This window comes from Pseudomonas sp. RIT778 (genome assembly GCF_019718735.1).
GTDB classification, from domain to species: domain Bacteria; phylum Pseudomonadota; class Gammaproteobacteria; order Pseudomonadales; family Pseudomonadaceae; genus Aquipseudomonas; species Aquipseudomonas aphyarum.
This window is the reverse complement of sequence record NZ_JAIHBA010000037.1, coordinates 52,203-72,652: the sequence shown is the minus strand read 5'-3', so window position 1 is coordinate 72,652 and position 20,450 is coordinate 52,203. Positions and strand designations below refer to the sequence as shown.

Annotated in this window: 15 protein-coding genes and 2 tRNA genes; 4 read left to right on the top strand and 13 right to left on the bottom strand. The window is 60.7% G+C overall.

Annotation, left to right across the window (positions count from 1 at the left end; genetic code table 11):
• Positions 1 to 313: 313 nt before the first annotated feature.
• From K5E37_RS24485 to rnr, 8 genes are all read right to left on the bottom strand, one after another.
• Positions 314 to 2,617, bottom strand: coding sequence for a YgiQ family radical SAM protein (locus tag K5E37_RS24485; protein WP_085608506.1), 2,304 nt, complete (start codon positions 2,615 to 2,617; stop codon positions 314 to 316).
• 112 nt (positions 2,618 to 2,729) lie between these two features.
• Positions 2,730 to 4,127, bottom strand: coding sequence for a replicative DNA helicase (dnaB, locus tag K5E37_RS24480; RefSeq protein ID WP_221535377.1), 1,398 nt, complete (start codon positions 4,125 to 4,127; stop codon positions 2,730 to 2,732).
• A 120-nt stretch (positions 4,128 to 4,247) separates the two neighbouring features.
• Complete coding sequence (gene rplI / locus K5E37_RS24475) at positions 4,248 to 4,694, bottom strand: 50S ribosomal protein L9 (protein ID WP_003186385.1); 447 nt, start codon at positions 4,692 to 4,694, stop codon at positions 4,248 to 4,250.
• 19 nt (positions 4,695 to 4,713) lie between these two features.
• Positions 4,714 to 5,604: a hypothetical protein gene (locus tag K5E37_RS24470; protein WP_221535376.1), complete on the bottom strand. Its 891-nt coding sequence runs from the start codon at positions 5,602 to 5,604 to the stop codon at positions 4,714 to 4,716.
• Positions 5,605 to 5,640: 36 nt separating this feature from the next.
• Entirely contained in the window at positions 5,641 to 5,871 is a 231-nt protein-coding gene (gene rpsR / locus K5E37_RS24465) for a 30S ribosomal protein S18 (RefSeq protein ID WP_002551829.1), read from the bottom strand.
• A gap of 28 nt (positions 5,872 to 5,899) precedes the next feature.
• Positions 5,900 to 6,328, bottom strand: coding sequence for a 30S ribosomal protein S6 (gene rpsF / locus K5E37_RS24460; RefSeq protein WP_007950702.1), 429 nt, complete (start codon positions 6,326 to 6,328; stop codon positions 5,900 to 5,902).
• A gap of 309 nt (positions 6,329 to 6,637) precedes the next feature.
• Positions 6,638 to 7,405 carry a 23S rRNA (guanosine(2251)-2'-O)-methyltransferase RlmB gene (rlmB, locus tag K5E37_RS24455; protein WP_085608504.1) on the bottom strand — a complete coding sequence of 256 codons (768 nt, stop codon included), beginning with the start codon at positions 7,403 to 7,405 and terminating at the stop codon, positions 6,638 to 6,640.
• Entirely contained in the window at positions 7,402 to 10,032 is a 2,631-nt protein-coding gene (rnr, locus tag K5E37_RS24450) for a ribonuclease R (RefSeq protein WP_221535375.1), read from the bottom strand. The genes rlmB and rnr overlap by 4 nt, the downstream gene beginning before the upstream one ends.
• Positions 10,033 to 10,257: 225 nt before the next feature.
• On the opposite strand from rnr, the gene K5E37_RS24445 reads away from it, so the two are divergent.
• From K5E37_RS24445 to K5E37_RS24430, 4 genes are all read left to right on the top strand, one after another.
• Positions 10,258 to 10,344: transfer RNA gene (locus K5E37_RS24445), tRNA-Leu, on the top strand.
• Between the two features lie 182 nt (positions 10,345 to 10,526).
• Positions 10,527 to 10,613: transfer RNA gene (locus tag K5E37_RS24440), tRNA-Leu, on the top strand.
• A 192-nt stretch (positions 10,614 to 10,805) separates the two neighbouring features.
• The gene (locus tag K5E37_RS24435) at positions 10,806 to 11,816 is read left to right on the top strand and encodes an extracellular solute-binding protein (protein ID WP_085608502.1); all 1,011 of its coding nucleotides are present in this window, start codon (positions 10,806 to 10,808) and stop codon (positions 11,814 to 11,816) included.
• Positions 11,816 to 13,381, top strand: coding sequence for an iron ABC transporter permease (locus K5E37_RS24430; RefSeq protein ID WP_221535374.1), 1,566 nt, complete (start codon positions 11,816 to 11,818; stop codon positions 13,379 to 13,381). Before K5E37_RS24435 ends, K5E37_RS24430 begins: the two co-directional genes overlap by 1 nt.
• Positions 13,382 to 13,422: 41 nt before the next feature.
• On the opposite strand, the gene K5E37_RS24425 is transcribed toward K5E37_RS24430, so the two are convergent.
• The 5 genes from K5E37_RS24425 to hflK all read right to left on the bottom strand — a co-directional run bounded on the left by K5E37_RS24425 (position 13,423) and on the right by hflK (position 20,381).
• Complete coding sequence (locus K5E37_RS24425; RefSeq protein WP_007950714.1) at positions 13,423 to 15,357, bottom strand: methyl-accepting chemotaxis protein; 1,935 nt, start codon at positions 15,355 to 15,357, stop codon at positions 13,423 to 13,425.
• Between the two features lie 140 nt (positions 15,358 to 15,497).
• Positions 15,498 to 16,787: an adenylosuccinate synthase gene (locus K5E37_RS24420; protein WP_007950715.1), complete on the bottom strand. Its 1,290-nt coding sequence runs from the start codon at positions 16,785 to 16,787 to the stop codon at positions 15,498 to 15,500.
• A 54-nt stretch (positions 16,788 to 16,841) separates the two neighbouring features.
• Positions 16,842 to 18,029 carry an ATP phosphoribosyltransferase regulatory subunit gene (locus K5E37_RS24415; RefSeq protein ID WP_007950716.1) on the bottom strand — a complete coding sequence of 396 codons (1,188 nt, stop codon included), beginning with the start codon at positions 18,027 to 18,029 and terminating at the stop codon, positions 16,842 to 16,844.
• Positions 18,030 to 18,342: 313 nt separating this feature from the next.
• Positions 18,343 to 19,212, bottom strand: coding sequence for a protease modulator HflC (gene hflC, locus K5E37_RS24410; RefSeq protein WP_007950723.1), 870 nt, complete (start codon positions 19,210 to 19,212; stop codon positions 18,343 to 18,345).
• Entirely contained in the window at positions 19,212 to 20,381 is a 1,170-nt protein-coding gene (gene hflK / locus K5E37_RS24405) for an FtsH protease activity modulator HflK (RefSeq protein WP_085608500.1), read from the bottom strand. The genes hflC and hflK overlap by 1 nt, the downstream gene beginning before the upstream one ends.
• Positions 20,382 to 20,450: the final 69 nt, after the last annotated feature.

Below are 20,450 nucleotides of genomic sequence, written 5' to 3'. Positions count from 1 at the left end.
TCCTGCGAGCCCAAGCGTATTCGAAAGCGCGCAAGACTTATGCCATGCAGAGTCTTGGGCGCTTTCCCGGAATGCTTAGGGCAGTACAGCACCAAAATCGGGCGATGCGGTGAAATGGTTTGGCACAGTTGCACGCAAATGTTGCGAAAGCGGCCTGGTACTTGATCGTTCCCATGCTCCCGCGTGGGAATGCAGCCCGTGACGCTCTGCGTCACTGGACGCGGAGCGTCCCTGGAGGCATTACCACGCAGAGCGTGGGAACGATCATTTAGCTCTTAAATGCAAAACGCCAACCCGAAGGTTGGCGTTCTCTTTAGCGCGGTACGACCGGCTTGCGTGCCGGTTTCGGCCCTTTGCCTTTCGCGGCTTCCTTGCGCTCCTTGGCGGCCTGCTGGTTGCGGGCGAATGCCGCGGCCTTGGCCTGTTCACGCTTGTCCCATGGATTGCCGCCGTCGCTGGCACGTGGAGGCAGACCGGTGTGCTGGGTGAGGATCTTGGTGGTCTTCTCTTTCGCGACCTTGTGGCTGCCGGCCGGTGTCGAGTTCTTGCGACGGGCACTCTGGTAGCTGTCGGTGGCCGGCTGGTGCAGCGGGATCAACTGGTTCTTGCCCGGCCCGATCAGGTCGGCGCGGCCCATGCGGGTCAGCGCTTCACGCAGCATCGGCCAGCCTTTCGGGTCGTGATAACGCAAGAACGCCTTGTGCAGACGACGCTGCTCCTCGCTCTTGACGATGGTCACGCCGTCGCTCTTGTAGGTGACCTTGCGCAGCGGGTTCTTGCCGGAGTGGTACATCGCGGTGGCGGTGGCCATCGGCGACGGATAGAACGCCTGCACCTGGTCGGCACGGAAGCCGTTGCCCTTGAGCCACAGGGCCAGGTTCATCATGTCTTCATCGGTGGTGCCCGGGTGCGCGGCGATGAAGTACGGAATCAGGTACTGCTCTTTCCCGGCTTCCTTGGTGTACTTCTCGAACATGCGCTTGAAGCGATCGTAGGTGCCGATCCCCGGTTTCATCATCTGGTTGAGCGGACCTTCCTCGGTGTGTTCCGGGGCGATCTTCAGGTAACCACCAACATGGTGGGTTACCAGCTCCTTGACGTACTCCGGCGACTCGACCGCGAGGTCGTAACGCAGGCCGGAGGCGATCAAAATCTTCTTCACACCCGGCAAGGCACGGGCGCTGCGATACAGCTGAATCAGCGACGAGTGGTCGGTGTTCAGGTTCGGGCAGATGCCCGGGAACACGCACGATGGCTTGCGGCACGCGGATTCGATTTCCGGGCTCTTGCAGGCGATGCGGTACATGTTCGCGGTCGGGCCGCCGAGGTCGGAAATGACGCCAGTGAAACCCGGCACCTTGTCGCGGATCTCTTCGATTTCGCGAATGATCGACTCTTCGGAACGGTTCTGGATGATCCGGCCTTCGTGCTCGGTGATCGAGCAGAAGGTGCAGCCGCCAAAGCAGCCACGCATGATGTTCACCGAGAAACGGATCATGTCGTAGGCCGGGATCTTTTCCTTGCCGTACGCAGGGTGCGGAACACGTGCGTAAGGCATGCCGAACACGTAGTCCATTTCTTCAGTGGTCATCGGAATCGGCGGCGGGTTGAACCAGACGTCGATCTCGCCATGCTTCTGCACCAGCGCACGGGCGTTGCCCGGGTTGGTTTCCAGGTGCAGCACGCGGTTGGCGTGGGCGTACAGGACCGGGTCGTTACGCACCTTTTCCATCGACGGCAGGCGAATCACGGTCTTGTCGCGGGTCATTTTCGGGCTGGCCAGGATCTGCACGACCTTGGCTTCTTCCGGATCGTCAATCGGGCCCTTCTCCTGCTCGATCGCGCAAGCCTGAGTGTCCTGGGTGTTGACGTACGGGTTGATGATCTTGTCGATCTTGCCCGGACGGTCGATGCGCGTGGAGTCGACTTCGTACCAGCCCGCCGGCGTGTCGCGACGGATGAACGCGGTGCCGCGCACATCGGTGATGTCTTCGATCTTGTGACCGTAGGACAGACGCTGGGCGACTTCGACAATCGCCCGCTCGGCGTTGCCGTACAGCAGGATGTCGGCGCTGGCGTCGATCAGGATCGAGTTGCGCACGCGATCCTGCCAGTAGTCGTAGTGGGCGATGCGGCGCAGGGAGGCTTCGATGCCGCCGAGCACGATCGGCACGTGCTTGTAGGCTTCCTTGCAGCGCTGGCTGTAAACCAGGCTCGCGCGGTCCGGACGTTTGCCGGCCATGCCACCCGGGGTGTAGGCGTCGTCGGAACGGATTTTCTTGTCCGCGGTGTAGCGGTTGATCATCGAGTCCATGTTGCCGGCCGCGACGCCGAAGAACAGGTTCGGCTCGCCAAGCTTCATGAAGTCGTCTTTGGACTGCCAGTTCGGCTGCGCGATGATCCCGACGCGGAAGCCTTGCGACTCAAGCAGCCGGCCGATGATCGCCATGCCGAACGACGGGTGATCGACGTAGGCATCTCCCGTAACAATGATGATGTCGCAGGAATCCCAGCCAAGCTGATCCATCTCCTCCCTGCTCATCGGCAGGAATGGCGCCGGCCCGAAACATTCGGCCCAGTATTTTGGATAGTCAAATAACGGCTTGGCTGCTTGCATGTCGATGACCGGTGTTGAGGTGCAAAATCGCGGGCGCGGAATATAGCACAAAAAATGACCAATTCCGACGGCTGTGGTCGGAAATATCAGGGGCTTTCAGACGACGACAGACTTACTCGTCGTCGTCGAAGTTATAGCTGCCCGGCGCGAGGTTTTCGAAGCGGGTGTACTTGCCGATGAAGGCCAGGCGGATGAAGCCGATCGGGCCGTTCCGCTGCTTGCCGATGATGATCTCGGCGATGCCCTTGTGTTCGGTTTCCGGGTGATACACCTCGTCCCGGTACACGAACATGATCACGTCGGCGTCCTGCTCGATCGCTCCGGATTCCCGCAAGTCGGAGTTCACCGGACGCTTGTTGGGACGTTGTTCCAGGGAGCGGTTGAGCTGCGACAGGGCGACTACCGGGCAGTTGAATTCCTTGGCCAGGGCTTTCAGGGATCGGGAGATCTCGGAAATCTCGTTGGTCCGGTTGTCACCGCTGGAACCCGGGATCTGCATCAGCTGCAGGTAGTCGATCATGATCAGGCCGATGTCGCCGTGCTCGCGCACCAGACGCCGGGTCCGGGCGCGCATTTCCGACGGGCTGATGCCGGCGGTGTCATCAATGAACAGCTTGCGGTCGTTGAGCAAGTTGACCGCCGAGGTCAGGCGCGGCCAGTCGTCGTCTTCCAGCTGGCCGGAACGCACCTTGGTCTGGTCGATACGACCGAGGGACGACAGCATACGCATGATCAGCGATTCACCTGGCATCTCGAGGGAGTACACCAGCACCACCTTGTCGCTGCGCAACACGGCGTTTTCCACCAGGTTCATCGCAAAGGTGGTCTTACCCATCGACGGACGGCCGGCGACGATGATCAGGTCGGCCGGTTGCAGGCCGCTGGTCTTCTCGTCGAGGTCGGTGTAGCCGGTGGACAGGCCGGTGATCGAGTCGGCGGTGTTGAACAGGGTGTCGATGCGGTCGATGGCCTTGGTCAACAGGTCATTCACGCCCACCGGGCCGCCGGTTTTTGGCCGGGCCTCGGCAATCGCGAAGATCTGCCGCTCGGCTTCGTCGAGGATTTCCTCGGCGGTGCGACCTTCGGGGTTGAAGGCGCTGTCGGCAATTTCAGTGCTGATACCGATCAACTGACGCAACGTCGCACGCTGGCGGACGATCTGCGCATAGGCTTTGATGTTGGCGACAGACGGCGTGTTCTTCGCCAGCTCGCCAAGGTAACCGAGGCCGCCGACCTGCGAGGTCTGACCTTCCTTGTCCAGTTGCTCGGCAAGGGTCACGACGTCGATCGGCATGTTCTGATCGGCCAGTTTGGCGATCGCACGGAAAATCAGACGGTGGTCATGTCGGTAGAAATCGCCGTCGGAGACTTGATCGAGCACGCGTTCCCAGGCGTTGTTGTCCAGCATCAGACCACCGAGCACGGCCTGTTCGGCCTCCATGGAATGCGGCGGCACCTTCAGCGCGGCGGTTTGCAGATCGTATTGCTCGGGAGCGGAGATTTCGTTCATGGCCACTTTTTAATCAGGAAAAGCAGGGAGTGCAGAAAGACAAAGGGCACGACCTGTAAACAGGATCGTGCCCGATGTTAACCGTCTGACGGACAAGCCACCAGTCGATCAGGGTGTTGCTTAAGCTGCTACCACGACAACGCGTACGGTGGCTTCAACTTCGGCGTGCAGGTGCACAGCCACGTCGAATTCACCCACGTTGCGGATGGTGCCGTTCGGCAGACGAACTTCGCTTTTCGCAACTTCAACGCCGGAGGCGGTCAGTGCGTCAGCGATGTCGTGAGTACCGATCGAACCGAACAGCTTGCCTTCGTCGCCAGCGGTGGCAGTGATGGTCACTTCCAGCTCGGCCAGTTGGGCAGCACGGCTTTCAGCCGATGCTTTACGGTCTGCGGCGGCTTTTTCCAGCTCAGCGCGACGCTCTTCGAACGCAGCCAGGTTGGCAGCGGTCGCAGCGGTGGCTTTGCCGAAAGGCAGCAGGTAGTTACGGCCGTAACCGGCCTTAACGTTTACTTTGTCGCCCAGGTTGCCCAGGTTGGCGATTTTTTCCAGAAGGATCAGTTGCATGTGGAAATCCTCTTAACTTTTAACCTTCACCGTTCGCGTTATCGGTGTCTTTCGACACCCGACCGCGAAAATCAATCAGGCTGTCGACAATGGCCAGAACCACGAGCAACGGATAGATCAGCTGCATGAACAGCAACAGCGTCACGTACAACCCCACCAGCCAGAAACCGGCCAGTCGCCTTTGCGCCACCAGCCCGTGAATCAGGGCCAGCCCGGCGAACACCAGCGGTACACTGCACAACGGCGTCAACATGGCCATCTGTGCACCGAGATTCGGGCCCAGAAGCATCAACGCCAGCAGTAACATCGCCGGCCCCAGCGGGATCCGGATGGCGCGAAACTCGCGACCAAAACCACCCGGGTTGTACAACAACGCCTGCCAGTAACGCCCGACAATCAGGCTCAGCACGCTGACGATCTGCAACAAAGCCGCAATCAGGCCGGTCAGGACCGGTGCGATCAGCGACGCGAAATGCGCCTGCTCGTCTACCGACAATTGTTGGTAGGCATCACCGAGAAGCGCGGGCATGACCTTTACCAAGGCCTGCGCCAGCATCTCGATCTGGGGCGCAAACGCCGCCCCGAGCACCACTGAAAACACCAGCCCCATGGCTACGCTGACCAGCAGCGTACGGACCCAGGACTCGCTTGCGCGCAACACCAGCGCAAGCCCCGAAGAACCCAGCAGCACGAGAAGTGCCCGTGGGTCATCGGCATACAACCACCAGATCAATGCCGGCAGCAGTCCCAGCGACACGACGCCCAGGGCGTCGGTCAATCCGCGCCGCAGAAGCACCAGGCTCCCGGCGGCAGCACCCAACCAATACAACAACGGCAATGTTGCAAACCCGGCCACTACGAGAGTGGCCTGCATACGGCCGCGCATGATGAACTCAGCTAAGGCACGCATGCATTCAATCCTTTGCTACTTGTCGACTGCCCGGTCTCAGCGGCCGTGGCTGTCGGTGTAGGCCAGCAGGGCCAGGAAGCGGGCGCGCTTGATAGCGGTGGCCAGCTGACGCTGATAACGAGCTTTGGTACCGGTGATGCGGCTTGGAACGATTTTGCCGGTCTCGGATACGTAGGCTTTCAGAGTGTTGAGATCTTTGTAATCGATCTCCTTCACGTCTTCAGCGGTGAAGCGGCAGAATTTACGACGACGGAAGAAACGTGCCATTTGATAGGCTCCTTAAAAGGTCCGTGGATTACTCGTCAGCGTTATCGCTGTTGTCGCTGTCGCTATCGCTGTCATCGCCATCGGCGCTGCCATCGTGCTCAGGACGTTCGCGACGCTCACGGCGCTCACTGCGGTTTTCTTCAGCCTTGAGCATCTCGGACTGGCCGGTAACGGCTTCGTCGCGACGGATGACCAGGTTACGGATCACTGCATCGTTGTAGCGGAAGTTGTCTTCCAGCTCGGCCAGGGCCTTGCCGGTGCACTCAACGTTCAGCATCACGTAGTGAGCCTTGTGAACATTGTTGATTGCGTAGGCCAGTTGACGACGGCCCCAGTCTTCCAGACGGTGGATTTTGCCGCCGTCTTCTTCGATCAGCTTGGTGTAACGCTCAACCATGCCGCCGACTTGCTCGCTCTGGTCAGGGTGGACCAGAAAGATGATTTCGTAATGACGCATGAATGCTCCTTACGGGTTGTAGCCTGCCGCTCAAAAACGGTCAGACAAGGAGTGAATGACACTTATGGACTTGCTGGCGCGGGGCACATGCATGCCTGCCGCCACAGCAAGGGGCGCAATTGTAGAGAAGGGACTGAAGAGGTGCAAGGCAATTGGTGATTATTTGAACAGTCACCAAAATTTTGCCCCGCCATAAAACGCTGTGGGAGCGAGCTTGCTCGCGAAGGGGATACATCAGGCAACATTTTTGTCGACTGACACTCCGCTTTCGCGAGCAAGCCCGCTCCCACATTTGAATCGGCGTAAGGCTTAAGCCTTTTTGACAGTCGCCTTGGCCTTGGCGCCGCGCTGGCGCTGGGCTTCGAACAGGCACACGCCGGTCGCAACAGAAACGTTGAGACTGCTGACGCTACCGGCCATCGGCAGGTGCACCAGGTAATCGCAATGCTCACGGGTCAGGCGACGCATGCCTTTGCCTTCGGCGCCCATGATCAGGATGGTCGGGCCGGTCAGATCCTGGTCATAGATGCTGACCTCGGCCTCACCCGCCGTGCCGACGATCCACAGACCACGCTGCTGGAGCTTTTCCAGGGTGCGCGCAAGGTTGGTGACGGCCACCAGCGGAATCACTTCCGCCGCGCCGCAAGCCACTTTACGCACCACAGGTGTCAGGGTGGCCGACTTGTCTTTTGGCACAATGACCGCCAGCGCACCGGCAGCATCCGCCGAACGCAGGCAGGCGCCCAGGTTGTGCGGGTCGGTCACGCCGTCGAGCACCAGCAACAGCGGCGCGCCTTCGGTGCGATCGAGCAGCTCGTCGAGCATCGCCTCACCCCAGACCTGGCTCGGACTGACGTCCGCCACCACGCCCTGGTGCACGCCTTCGACCCAGGCATCCATTTCACGGCGCTCGGCCTGACCGATCTGAACCCGGTTTTCGTTGGCCAGTTCGATCAGGGTCTGCACGCGCGGATCGTTGCGGCTTTCGGCCAGCCAGATCTGCTTGACGCGTTTAGGGTGGTGACGCAGCAACGCTTCTACCGCGTGAACGCCGTAGATTTTTTCCAACTGACTCATGACTTCGCCTTCGGTTTACGCGCCCCGCCACTTTTGGCTGGAGCGGAACCCGCTTTCGGCGGGCCTTTACGGTGTTTGCTCGGTTTGGCTGGCTTGCCGCCGGAGGCCTTTTCAGGCGCCGACCGTCCGGTCTTTCCCCCGGACGCCGCTTTACCACCGTTTTTGGCGTCGGCCAGCAAGGCCTTCTTCATTTCACGGCTTTTGCGCAGTTCGGCGTTTTTCGCCACGGCATCGCTTGGACGATAAGCCTCGGCAACCTTTTCTTTGGCAGGACGACGACTGGCGGTTTTTGCCGGAGCCTTTTCTTCCACAACCTTCGCTGCAGGAGCGGTCGTCTCGGCGCCACGCTTCTTGCGGCCGATCGGCGCGCTGATGGTTTTTTCAGCCATCTCGAAGTCGATCTTGCGCTCGTCGAGATCGACGCGCATGACGCGCACTTCAACGGTATCGCCAAGACGGAAGCTGCGACCGGTGCGCTCGCCCGCCAGGCGGTGGTGCACAGGGTCGAAGTGGTAGTAGTCGCCCGGCAGTGCGGTGACGTGCACCAGACCTTCGACGTAGATATCGGTCAGTTCGACGAACAGACCAAAACCGGTCACGGCAGTGATCACGCCCGGGAACGATTCGCCCACGCGGTCCTTCATGAACTCGCACTTGAGCCAGTTCACTACGTCGCGGGTCGCTTCGTCGGCACGGCGCTCGCTCATCGAGCACTGCTCGCCGAGTTGCTCCAGCGCTGCTTCGTCGTACGGATAGATGCGCGCCTTCGGAATGGTCATCGCACCGGCACGACGAACGTGCGGGGTGTCCTGTTTCGAATGGATCACGCTGCGGATCGCCCGGTGCGTGAGCAAGTCCGGGTAACGCCGGATCGGCGAGGTGAAGTGGGTATAGGCTTCGTAATTCAGGCCGAAGTGGCCTTCGTTCTGGGCGCTGTACACCGCCTGGCTCAGGGAGCGCAGCATCACGGTCTGGATCAGGTGGAAATCCGGACGGTCCTTGATGCTGGCCAACAGGGCCTGATAGTCCTTCGGCGACGGACCATCCTTGCCTTTGTGCAGGGACAGGCCGAGCTCACCGAGGAACGCACGCAGTTTTTCCAGACGCTCCGGTGGCGGGCCGTCGTGGACGCGGTACAGCGCAGGGATTTCGTGCTTCTTCAGGAATTCAGCGGTGGCCACGTTGGCCGCCAGCATGCATTCCTCGATCAGCTTGTGTGCATCGTTACGGGTGGTCGGACGGATTTCGGCAATCTTGCGCTCGGAACCGAAGATGATCCGGGTTTCCTGCGTTTCGAAATCGATCGCGCCGCGCACGTGACGGGCAGCCAGCAACACCTTGTACAGCGCGTAGAGCTGCTTGAGGTGCGGCAAGACGTCGGTGTATTCACCGCGCAGCTTGCGACCTTCGGTAGCCTTCGGCGTTTCCAGCATCGCACTGACCTTGTTATAGGTCAGACGGGCGTGGGAATGGATCACTGCTTCATAGAAGCAGTAGTCGGTCATTTCGCCGGACTTGGAGATGGTCATCTCGCAAACCATGGCCAGACGATCGACGTGCGGGTTCAGCGAGCACAGGCCGTTGGAGAGCTGCTCCGGCAGCATCGGCACCACGCGCTCGGGGAAGTACACCGAGTTGCCGCGCACCTGGGCTTCGTTGTCCAGGGCCGAACCGATCTTCACGTAGCTGGAAACGTCGGCAATCGCCACGTACAACTTCCAGCCGCCGGAGAACAGGCGCAGCTTGCCTGGCTTGGCTTCGCAGTAGACCGCGTCGTCGAAGTCGCGGGCATCTTCGCCGTCGATGGTGACGAACGGCAGATGGCGCAGGTCGACGCGCTTCTCTTTGTCTTTCTCTTCGACTTCCGGCTTGAGCTTGCCGGCTTCCTTCAGAACGGCTTCAGGCCAGACGTGCGGAATGTCGTAGGTGCGCAGGGCAACATCGATTTCCATGCCCGGCGCCATGTAGTTGCCGACGACTTCGATCACATCGCCTTGCGGCTGGAAACGCGGAGTCGGCCAGTGGGTGATTTTCACCTCGACGAACTGACCGATCTGGGCGTTGGCGTTGCGGCCCGGGGTGACCAGCACTTCCTGCTGGATCTTCGGGTTGTCCGCAACGACGAAGCCGATACCGCCTTCTTCGAAGTAACGGCCGACGATGCTTTCGTGGGCACGGGACACCACTTCGACGATCACGCCTTCGCGACGACCACGACGATCCAGGCCGGACACACGGGCCAGGGCACGGTCGCCATCGAACACCAGACGCATTTGCGCCGGACTCATGAACAGGTCGTCGGAGCCGTCATCCGGCACCAGGAAGCCGAAGCCGTCGCGGTGACCACTGATGCGACCGAGGATCAGGTCGAGCTTGTCCACCGGCGCATACGTGCCACGGCGGGTGTAGATCAGTTGAGCGTCGCGCTCCATGGCGCGCAGGCGGCGGCGCAGGGCTTCGATCTGGTCTTCTGTGGTCAGACCAAACTCTTCGACCAGTTGCTCGCGGGCAGCAGGCGAACCCCGATCAGCAAGGTGCTGAAGGATCAGTTCGCGGCTGGGAATAGGGTTTTCATATTTTTCCGCTTCACGAGCGGCCTCGGGATCGAGGGACTGCCAATCGGCCATTAGAGAGTTTTCACCTTGTCTATATGCGGGTTAGTTTGGCATAGGCGCCATCAAACGGGAAATTTCCGACTATATAAGGCGCGTCTGGAGCCTTGTATCGACGCCTGGAGGGCGTTTTGAACACCGCTGGTAAAAAAAATCATTTTTTTTGCTGGCAGGGGTTTACAGTTAAAAAGGCGCTCCGTATAGTGCGCGCCATCGACGACGTACACACGTTGACGAGATGCCCAGGTGGTGAAATTGGTAGACACGCCAGCTTCAGGTGCTGGTGACCTTACGGTCGTGGAAGTTCGAGTCTTCTCCTGGGCACCAATTTCGAGTTTGAGACTAGATCAGTTTCAAGACTCACACAAAAACCCGCGAAAGCGGGTTTTTTGCATTCTGCGCCCCGCCTTTTTTCTGAAAATGATTTATTAAAATCAAATCAGGGGTTTACAGATCAAAAGGCGCTCCGTATAGTGCGCCACATCAACAGCGGCAACGCTGAAGATGAAGCCCAGATGGTGAAATTGGTAGACACGCCAGCTTCAGGTGCTGGTGACCTTACGGTCGTGGAAGTTCGAGTCTTCTTCTGGGCACCAATTCAAATTCAAGGTCACGATCTTGAATTTCACAAAAACCCGCGAAAGCGGGTTTTTGCGTTTCCGGGGTTTGGAAAAGTCTGAGCCCCAACGCCTACCAGACCCACCTCCTCCCCGCAAGGCGCACTTGAGAAACAATATCGTTTATCATTGTTGCAAGTTTTTGCAATGCGACAGTGAGGAACCCTGCGAATGATGTTTCGAAATACCCTGCGCCGCGGCTTGACCTTCACCCTGCTCGGCCTGGCACTCGCCACTCCCCTCACCCAGGCTGCCGACGCAGTTTCCCTGACTCTCTATAACGGTCAACACAAGGAAGTCGGCGACGCGATCGCCAAAGCCTTCGAAGCCAAGACCGGCATTCACGTCAATGTACGCAAGGGCAGCAGCAATCAGCTGGCCAGCCAGATCATCGAAGAAGGCGACCGCTCCCCCGCCGACGTCATCTACACCGAAGAATCCCCGCCGCTGAACAACCTCGGCGAGCAAGGCCTGCTGGCCAAGGCCGACGACGCGACCCTGGCTGTTCTGCCGAAAGAATACGTCGCCGGCAACGGCACGTGGATCGGCGTTACCGCCCGGGTTCGCGTGGTGGCTTTCAACCCGAAACTGATCGACGAAAAGGACCTGCCGAAATCGGTGCTGGATTTCGCCGACCCGCAGTGGCAAGGCAAGGTCGGTTTCGTACCGACCAGCGGCGCGTTCCAGGAACAGGCTGTCGCCATCATCAAAAAACACGGCCGCGAAGCCGCCGAAGAATGGCTGACCGGTCTGCGTGCCTTCGGCAAGACCTATAGCAACAACATGGTCGCCCTCAAGGCTGTGGAAAACGGCGAAGTCGCCACCGTGTTGGTGAACAACTATTACTGGTTCGCCCTGCAACGGGAAAAAGGCCAGCTTGATTCGAAACTGCATTACTTCACCGGCGGTGACGTTGGCGGCCTGATCACCGTGTCCAGCGCAGCCGTGCTGAAATCCAGCAAACATCCAAAAGAAGCCCAGCAATTCCTCGCCTACATGGCCAGCGAAGAAGGCCAGCGCGTGATCACCCAGACCACCGCCGAATACCCGCTGCACAAAGGCATGGAATCGGATCGCGGCCTCAAGCCTTTCAGTGAACTGGAAGCGCCGGACGTCACGCCGGCCGATCTGGGTAATGCCGAGGAAGCGCTGGAGCTGGAACGCGAAGTTGGCCTGAACTGATGACCGCATCGTTATCCGCCCCCGCTACACGCGGGGGTTACGTGCCACGGCGCAAGCGGCCGTCGATCTGGCTGATGCTGCCGGTGTTGTTGCTGGTGGTCATGAGCCTGTTGCCGCTGGCCTACGTCGGGCTCAAAGCCTGGCAGGCGGGCTGGTCCGAGGCGCTGCACTTGCTGTGGCGCCCGTATGTGTTCGGCCTGCTGCGCAATACGCTAGCGCTGATGGTTGGCGTAACCGTGACCTGTGGCCTGATCGGCCTGTCGCTGGCGTGGTTGCTGGAGCGCAGCAATCTGCCGGGCCGACGGCTGTGGGGCGTGATTCTTTGCCTGCCGTTCGCGGTGCCGGCATTTGTCAGCAGCTTCACCTGGGTTTCGCTCAGTGCGCAGTTCGAAGGACTCGGCGGGGCGATCCTGGTGATGAGCCTGTCGAAGTACCCGCTGATCTTTCTGCCGGTCGCGGCAACCCTGCGCAATCTCGATCCCTCTCTTGAGGAATCGGCACGGACGCTGGGCCAGAATCGCTGGGGCGTGTTTTTCCGGGTCACCCTGCCCCTGCTCTGGCCTTCGCTGCTGGCCGGTTCCTTGCTGATCGCATTGCACATGCTGGTGGAATTCGGCGCACTGTCGATCATTGGTCTGCAAACCTTCACCACCGCGATCTATCAGCAATTCGAACTGGAATTCAGCAATGCCAACGCGGCAATGCTGTCGGCAGTGTTGCTGGCGCTGTGCCTGATGCTGTTGTGGCTGGAGTTGCGCGTGCGCGGCAAGGGCCGTCATGTGCGCACTGGCCAGGGAGCGGCGCGTCGGGCTGAACAAGTGCGACTCGGGCCTTGGACGATTGCCGGTCAGCTGTATTGCCTGATGCTGGCGATTGTCGGCAGCGGGATTCCGCTGGGCATGCTGGCTTACTGGCTTGCCGTGGGATCGTCAGCGGCATTCCCGGTTGCGGCGATCACCGAAGCTTTGCTGTCGTCGCTGGCGCTATCGCTGGGTGGCGCGGGATTGTGTCTGGTACTGGCGGTGCCGGTCGGGTTGCTGGTGGTGCGCTACAAAGGCCAATTGGCGATCTGGGCCGAGCGCTTGCCCTATCTGCTGCACGCCCTGCCGGGATTAGTGATCGCCCTGACGCTGGTGTATTTCGCCCTGCATTACGTGCCGGCGCTGTACCAGACCTCCGCGCTATTGCTGATCGCTTATGCGCTGCTGTTTCTGCCGCTGGCTCAGGCGCCGATCCGCACGGCTTTGAACAAGGCCGCACCGCAACTCGAAGAAGCCGCCCGCACGCTGGGCGCCTCTTCGTTCACGGCGTTCTGCCGAGTGACCCTGCCGATTATCTTTCCGGCACTTGGCGCGGCGTTTGCGCTGGTGTTTCTGGATGCCATGAAAGAACTGACGGCGACGCTGCTTCTGAGCCCGACCGGGCTCAACACATTGGCGACCGAAGTCTGGGCGCACACCGCGAATGTCGAGTTCGCAGCGGCGGCGCCTTATGCGGCGTTGTTGATTGTGGTGTCCGGGCTGCCGGTGTATCTGCTGACGACCCGAATGTATTTGAGCCGATAAAAAAATCGCAGCCGAGGCTGCGATTTTTTTTGCCCGGACTATCAGGCCCGGAACTGCCCCAGACTCGCCTTGAGCTGCGCCGCCAGACCATCCAGCACCTTGCCGCTGGCCGTGGTCTCGACCACCGCCTGGGCGGCTTTCTCGGCCTGGGCATGAATCGTCTCGACCCGCCCACGTACAGCCTGCGCGCCTTGCGCCTGATGCGCCGCTGCCTGAGTCGCCAGGCCAATCGCCGCATGCACCTGCTCGACCGACGCCTGCACCGACTGCTGCAACCGCGCACTGTCACGCAGTACCAGCAAGCCTTCGCTGGCCTGACGCCCGGCCTGGCCGATCGCCTCCACCGCCTCACGGGCACCCTGCTGCAAGGCCACGATGTGCGCCTGAATGTCGCCGGTGGAGCTTTGGGTCTTGCTCGCCAACGCACGGACTTCATCCGCCACTACCGCAAACCCGCGACCGGTCTCGCCGGCTCGGGCCGCTTCGATGGCCGCGTTGAGCGCCAGCAGGTTGGTCTGCTCGGCGATTCCGTGAATCACGGTCAGGACCACTTCGATCTGCTCGCTCTGCTGCGCCAGCCGTTCGATAACTTTCGCCCCGGTATCGACCTGCCCCGCCAGCGCCTCGATCAGACTGCCGACCTTGGCCGAGGTGCGAGTGTTCTCGTCAGTGGCCTGGCGAATATCCACCACCTGCTTCAGCGCCGCCTGCATCGCATGACTTTCCGATTGCGCTTCGTCGGCCATTTGCGAAAGCGCCCGCAGGCTTTCGGCCACTTCATCACGCTGCATCCCGGCCGCAGCATCGGCACCGGCGTTGCGCAGGGTCATGGCGCCGATTTCCAGACCGGTACGCTGAGCCACATCCCCGGCCTCGCGCACGATCGGCTGCAACTTGTCCACAAAGCGGTTGACCGCCGACGCCATGTCGCCGATTTCGTCCTTGCTGTTGATCTGCACGCGCTTGGTCAGATCGCCCTCGCCTGCTGCCAGATCATCCATGGCGGCGTTAAGCATTTTCAGGCGATTGACCACTCGATGACCGAGCACCACCGCCAGCAGCAACAGCACGCCGGCACCGACCAGCGCCAGGCCCATGCCGATACGCCAACGCAGGGTTGCTGCTGCGTCCTGCACGGTACTGGTGGTGTTGGCCTTCATTTCGGCAGCCGTGGATTGCGCCGATTGCAGGCGCGCACGCATGGCGGTGGCACTGTCGGCAGCGGCGCCCTTGAGGCTGTCGCCGACCAGTTGATCGCTGCTGGCAATCAACGCCGTGAAGCGCTGATCGAGCGCCGCCAGATCGGTTTCAACCGAGGCGGTCGAGACGCCCATCAGCACCTTGCCGATTTCCACGCCATTGGGATTGATCGAGGCTTCGAGGTAGTAGACCGACGGATCGTTCTTCGCCGCATCCAGCACTTTATCCAGCGCCCGCTCACCCTGGCCTTTTTCCAAAAGGGCCTTGTTGATCGGGTTTTCGCGGTTGAGGTAGCGGGTCAGATGTTGGCCGGTGGCGTCGTCATACACCACGAACAGCACGTTGGGATTGCGCTGGGCCCGGCGGGCGAACTCGGACAGGGTCGGCACGTCGCTGTCCCACATGGCGCGAGGCGCCACCGAGGCCAGCAACTGGGCCATGTCATTGGCCGAATCCTTCAGGTCTTTTTCCAGAGTCGCACGCAGCTGCGCCTGCTCTTCCTTCAGACGCGAGGAAAGACCGGCGGTAAGACGCTGACGAGTACTTGAGGAGAGGTTGTCGAGGCTCGACGTGACTTCGCGCCCGGCCTGCTCAAGCTCACCGGACAACTTCTGGCTGTCGGCGCCCAGGCGAGTGCCGAGATCGGCTTCCAGCGCGGTGACGGTGCTCCGCGTCAGGGCGACGGCCACCAGCACTTGCACCAAAAGGGCGATACCAAGGGTAACGAACACGGGCCGCAACAGACGGCTTTGTAACAGTGAGAGAACGGCTGACACTTTGAATCCCTCTACTTCTGACGCCATTAATTTGATGGCACTCTTGTAGACAGAATCACAGCAAAGGTCATGCCGTCCAACAGGCATAAACGACAAAGGCCCCGATGAAGGGGCCTTTGTGTTTTTACATCAACGACTTATCAAGCGAACGGATGGCGCAGAACGATGGTTTCGTTGCGGTCCGGACCCGTCGAAATAATGTCGATCGGCGCGCCGATCAACTCTTCAACGCGTTTGATGTAGGCACGAGCGTTAGCCGGCAGCTCTTCCAGGGTTTTGGCACCCACGGTCGATTCGGTCCAGCCTGGCACTTCTTCGTACACAGGCTGCAGACCTACGTAGCTGTCAGCGTCAGTCGGGGCAACAGCGTTGCCTTGTGCATCCTTGTAGCCGGTGCAGATGTTTATGGTTTCCAGACCGTCGAGTACGTCCAGCTTGGTCAGGCAGATGCCCGAGATGCTGTTCACATCGATAGCGCGACGCAGGATAACGGCGTCGAACCAGCCGCAACGACGGGCACGGCCGGTGGTAGCACCGAACTCGTGACCTTGCTTGGCCAGGTGCGCACCGACTTCGTCGAACAGCTCGGTCGGGAATGGACCCGAACCTACGCGAGTGGTGTAAGCCTTGGTGATGCCCAGGATGTAATCCAGGAACATCGGGCCAACGCCCGAACCGGTCGCAACGCCACCCGCGGTGGTGTTGGAGCTGGTCACGTACGGATAGGTACCGTGGTCGATGTCGAGCAACGAACCCTGGGCGCCTTCGAACATGATGTCTTTGCCGGCGCGACGCAGGTCGTGCAGCTCGGCAGTCACGTCCAGCATCAGCGGCTTGAGCAGCTCGGCGTATTCCTTGCACTCGGCCAGAGTCTTTTCGTACTCGATGGCAGGCTCTTTGTAGTAACCGACCAGCATGAAGTTGTGGTAGTCCACCAGTTCACGCAGCTTGTCTTCAAAGCGCGGCATGTTGAGCAGGTCGCCAACACGCAGGCCACGACGTGCAACCTTGTCTTCGTAAGCCGGGCCGATGCCGCGACCGGTCGTACCGATCTTCAGCTCGCCGCGGGCCTTTTCACGGGCCTGGTCCAGCGCCACGTGGAAGGACAGGATCAGCGGGCAGGAAGGGCTGATGCGCAGGCGCTCGCGCACCGGTACGCCTTTCTCTTCCAGCTTGGTGATCTCGCGCAGCAGGGCGTCAGGTGCAACCACCACGCCGTTGCCGATCAGGCACTGCACGCCTTCGCGCAGCACGCCCGACGGGATCAGGTGCAAGACGGTTTTTTCACCGTCGATCACCAGAGTGTGACCGGCGTTGTGGCCACCCTGGTAGCGCACTACGGCGGCAGCATGTTCGGTCAGCAGATCAACGATCTTGCCTTTGCCCTCATCACCCCATTGGGTGCCCAGGACTACGACATTCTTACCCATAACACTTGTCCTCATTCGCGCAAACTTGGTGCCGGCGTCAGCCGGCAGGAAAACTCAAGAAGCCAGTGGCGATACTTGCCAAAGCCCGTTCTGCTGGATCAATTGCCGGTCGCAGTCCGCATCACGGGCGGCGGCCAAAGGTTGTCCAGGCAACGCCTGAACGACACGCTGACCCTCACTGCGCAACTGGCAAACCTGCTGCCAGAGTGCCGCATCCGTACTGTCAGGCATCCAGATACCGCCAGACGGTAGCTCGATCTCAGCACGCCCCAGGGTCACCAGGGTTTTCAAATCGGTGGAGAAGCCGGTGGCCGGACGGGCGCGACCGAAGTCGGCGCCGATGTCGTCGTAGCGACCGCCCTGGGCGATGGACTGGCCAACACCCGGCACGAACACCGCGAACACCACACCGGTGTGGTAGTGATAACCGCGCAGCTCGCCGAGGTCGAAGTACAGCGGCAGCTCCGGGAAACGCACCGACAGACGCTCGGCAATCGCCAGCAAGTCTTCCAGTGCCGCCAGTACCGGGGCCGGCGCATTGGCCAGACGCTCGCGGGCAGCGGTCAGTACTTCACGACCGCCGCACAGGTCGACCAGCGCACGCAGCATGCCGGACAGATCGGCCGGCAGGCCTTCGGTCAAGGTAATGACCTCGTCGATGGCCTTGCGTTGCAACGCATCGAACAACTGCTGCTCGACTTCACCCGACAGGCCGGCCGCCTGGGCCAGACCGCGGTAGATGCCGACATGTCCGAGGTCCATGTGCACGTCCGGCACGTCGGCCAGTTGCAGCATGGCCAGCATCAGGCTGATGACTTCGACGTCGCTGCTCGGGCTGGCATCGCCGTACAACTCGGCGCCCAACTGGATCGGGCTGCGCGAGGACGACAAGGCACGCGGCTGGGCATGCAGCACACTGCCGGCGTAGCACAGACGGCTCGGGCCTTCGCGACGCAGGGTGTGCGCATCGATGCGCGCCACTTGCGGCGTGATGTCGGCACGGAAACCCATCTGCCGGCCCGATTGCGGGTCGATGACCTTGAAGGTACGCAGATCCAGGTCCTGGCCCGCGCCGGTCAGCAGGGATTCCAGGTACTCGATATGGGGAGTCACGACAAACTCGTAACCCCAGCTCTGGAACAGATCCAACACCTGACGACGCGCGACTTCAATGCGCGCCGCTTCCGGTGGCAGTACTTCTTCGATGCCATCTGGCAGCAGCCAGCGGTCTACCGTTGCCATTACGCCATTCCCCTTAGATCCGGGCGGCCAGCCCGAGGGCGAGCCTTGAGTGAAGCAGAAAATGACCGGCCCGTTCAAAACGCACGCGCATGAACGACGCGGCGAAAGGCCTGTTACCGGCTTCGCCCATCACTTTCCTCGAAAAACTGTCGGGCCATTCAACCCGATCTTCTGCAACAAAAACAGCAATCAAACGTGCAGACGCAAAAAAGCCGGGAATTTCCCGGCTGCCGCATCATACACACGTTTTCCCAAAGGATCACCCCGCCCGAGGTTTTAGCCGCCGGGCGGAATGATTCAGGTCAACGTCGTATCAAGGCTTGGACTTTTCCAGGTAACGGAAGAAGTCGCTGCTTGGGTCGAGGACCAGGACGTCGGATTTGTTCGCGAAGCTTTCACGGTAGGCACGCAGGCTACGGTAGAAACCGTAGAACTCCTGATCCTGACCGTAGGCCTTGGAGTAGATCGCAGCGGCCTGGGCGTCGCCGTCACCGCGAATCTCTTCGGATTCACGATAGGCTTCAGCCAGCAGCACGCGGCGTTGACGATCGGCGTCGGCACGGATGCCTTCGGCCAGCTCGTTACCCTTGGCGCGGTGCTCGCGAGCTTCACGCTCACGCTCGGTGCTCATACGCTCGAACACGCTGCGGTTCACTTCTTTCGGCAGATCGATGGCCTTGACCCGGACATCGACCACTTCGATACCCAGCTCTTTTTCCGCCATCTTGTTCAGCGACGCGGTGATGTCAGCCATCAGCGCATCGCGCTCACCGGACACCACTTCGTGCAGGGTGCGCTTACCGAACTGGTCACGCAGGCCCGATTCCAGACGACGGGACAGACGCTCGTCGGCGATCTGCTTGAGGCCGGACGTTGCGGTGTAGAAGCGCTCGGCATCTTTCACGCGCCACTTGGCGTAGGCATCGACCATCACGGCTTTCTTTTCCAGCGTCAGGAAGCGTTGTGTCGGTGCGTCCAGCGTCATCAGACGTGCGTCGAATTTACGCACCTGGTTAACGTAAGGAACCTTCACGTGCAGACCCGGCTGAACGTCAGCCTGAACCACGCGACCGAATTGCAGCAACACCGCGCGCTCGGTCTGAGCAACGATGTAGAAGCAGTTCCAGCCAACCAGTACCACAACAACGCCAACGATCAGGGCGATCAGCGATTTATTGCTCATCAGCGGGTCTCCCTTGTACGCGACTGCGGCAGGTCAGTGACATGCGGCGCAGCATCCGTGTTGTTGCTGACGGCAGCCGAACCGGTGACCGGTGCATTGCTGCCCGAACTGTTCTGAATCATCTTGTCCAGCGGCAGGTAAAGCAGGTTGCTCTGGCCGTTCTTGTTGCCGGTCACGAGTACCTTGCTGGTGCTGCTGAAGACTTCCTGCATGGTGTCCAGGTACAGACGCTGGCGAGTGACCTCGGGCGCCTTGCGATACTCGGCGACCAGTTTGGTGAAGCGATCTGCCTCACCCTTGGCGCGCGAGACCGTTTCGTCACGGTAACCGTTGGCATCTTCGAGGATGCGCTGTGCCTGACCACGGGCTTCCGGCACCACGCCGTTGGCGTAGGTTTCAGCCTGGTTGCGCGAACGCTGCTCGTCTTCACGGGCGCGGATCACGTCATCGAAGGCTTCCTGCACTTCACGCGGTGCCGCTGCGCTCTGTACGTTGACCTGGGTGACGGTGATACCGGTGCGATAGGTATCGAGGAAACGTTGCAGACGCTCCTTGATCTCGCTGGCCATCAGCTCACGACCTTCGGTCAGCACCTGGTCCATCGCGGTGGAACCCACCACATGGCGCAGCGCACTGTCGGTCGCGTGTTGCAGGCTGATTTCCGGCTGGTCGACGTTCAGCACGAAGTCCTGCAGGTTGCTGATCTTGTACTGCACGGTCAGCGGCACTTCGACGATGTTCTCGTCTTCGGTCAGCATCTGGCCCTGCTTGGTGTAGGCACGCTCACGCGTGACGTTCTCCATGTACTTCTTGTCGATCGGCGGGAAGTAGATGTTCAGGCCGGGACCGACAGTCTCGTAGTACTTGCCGAAGCGCAGCACCACGGCCTGCTCCTGCTCGTCCACGACGTACACCGCGCTGTACAGCCAGACGGCCGCCAGCACGACCAGGCCGATGCCGAGCAGGCCGCCGAAGCCGCCGCTCTTGCCCGAGCCACCACCGTCATCACCGCGTTTTTTTCCACCACCGAACAACCCGTTCAGGCTTTCCTGCAGCTTTCGGAAGGCCTCGTCGAGATCCGGCGGTCCCTTGCGGTCGCCGTTGTTGCGACGCTTGCCACCCCAAGGATCCTGATTGTTCGAGTTGCCACCCGGCTCATTCCAAGCCATAGCGCTCTCCATCTGATAAAGCAAAGACGCACCCACGGCGCGCCGACCAATGCTACAGAATGCCTGCCG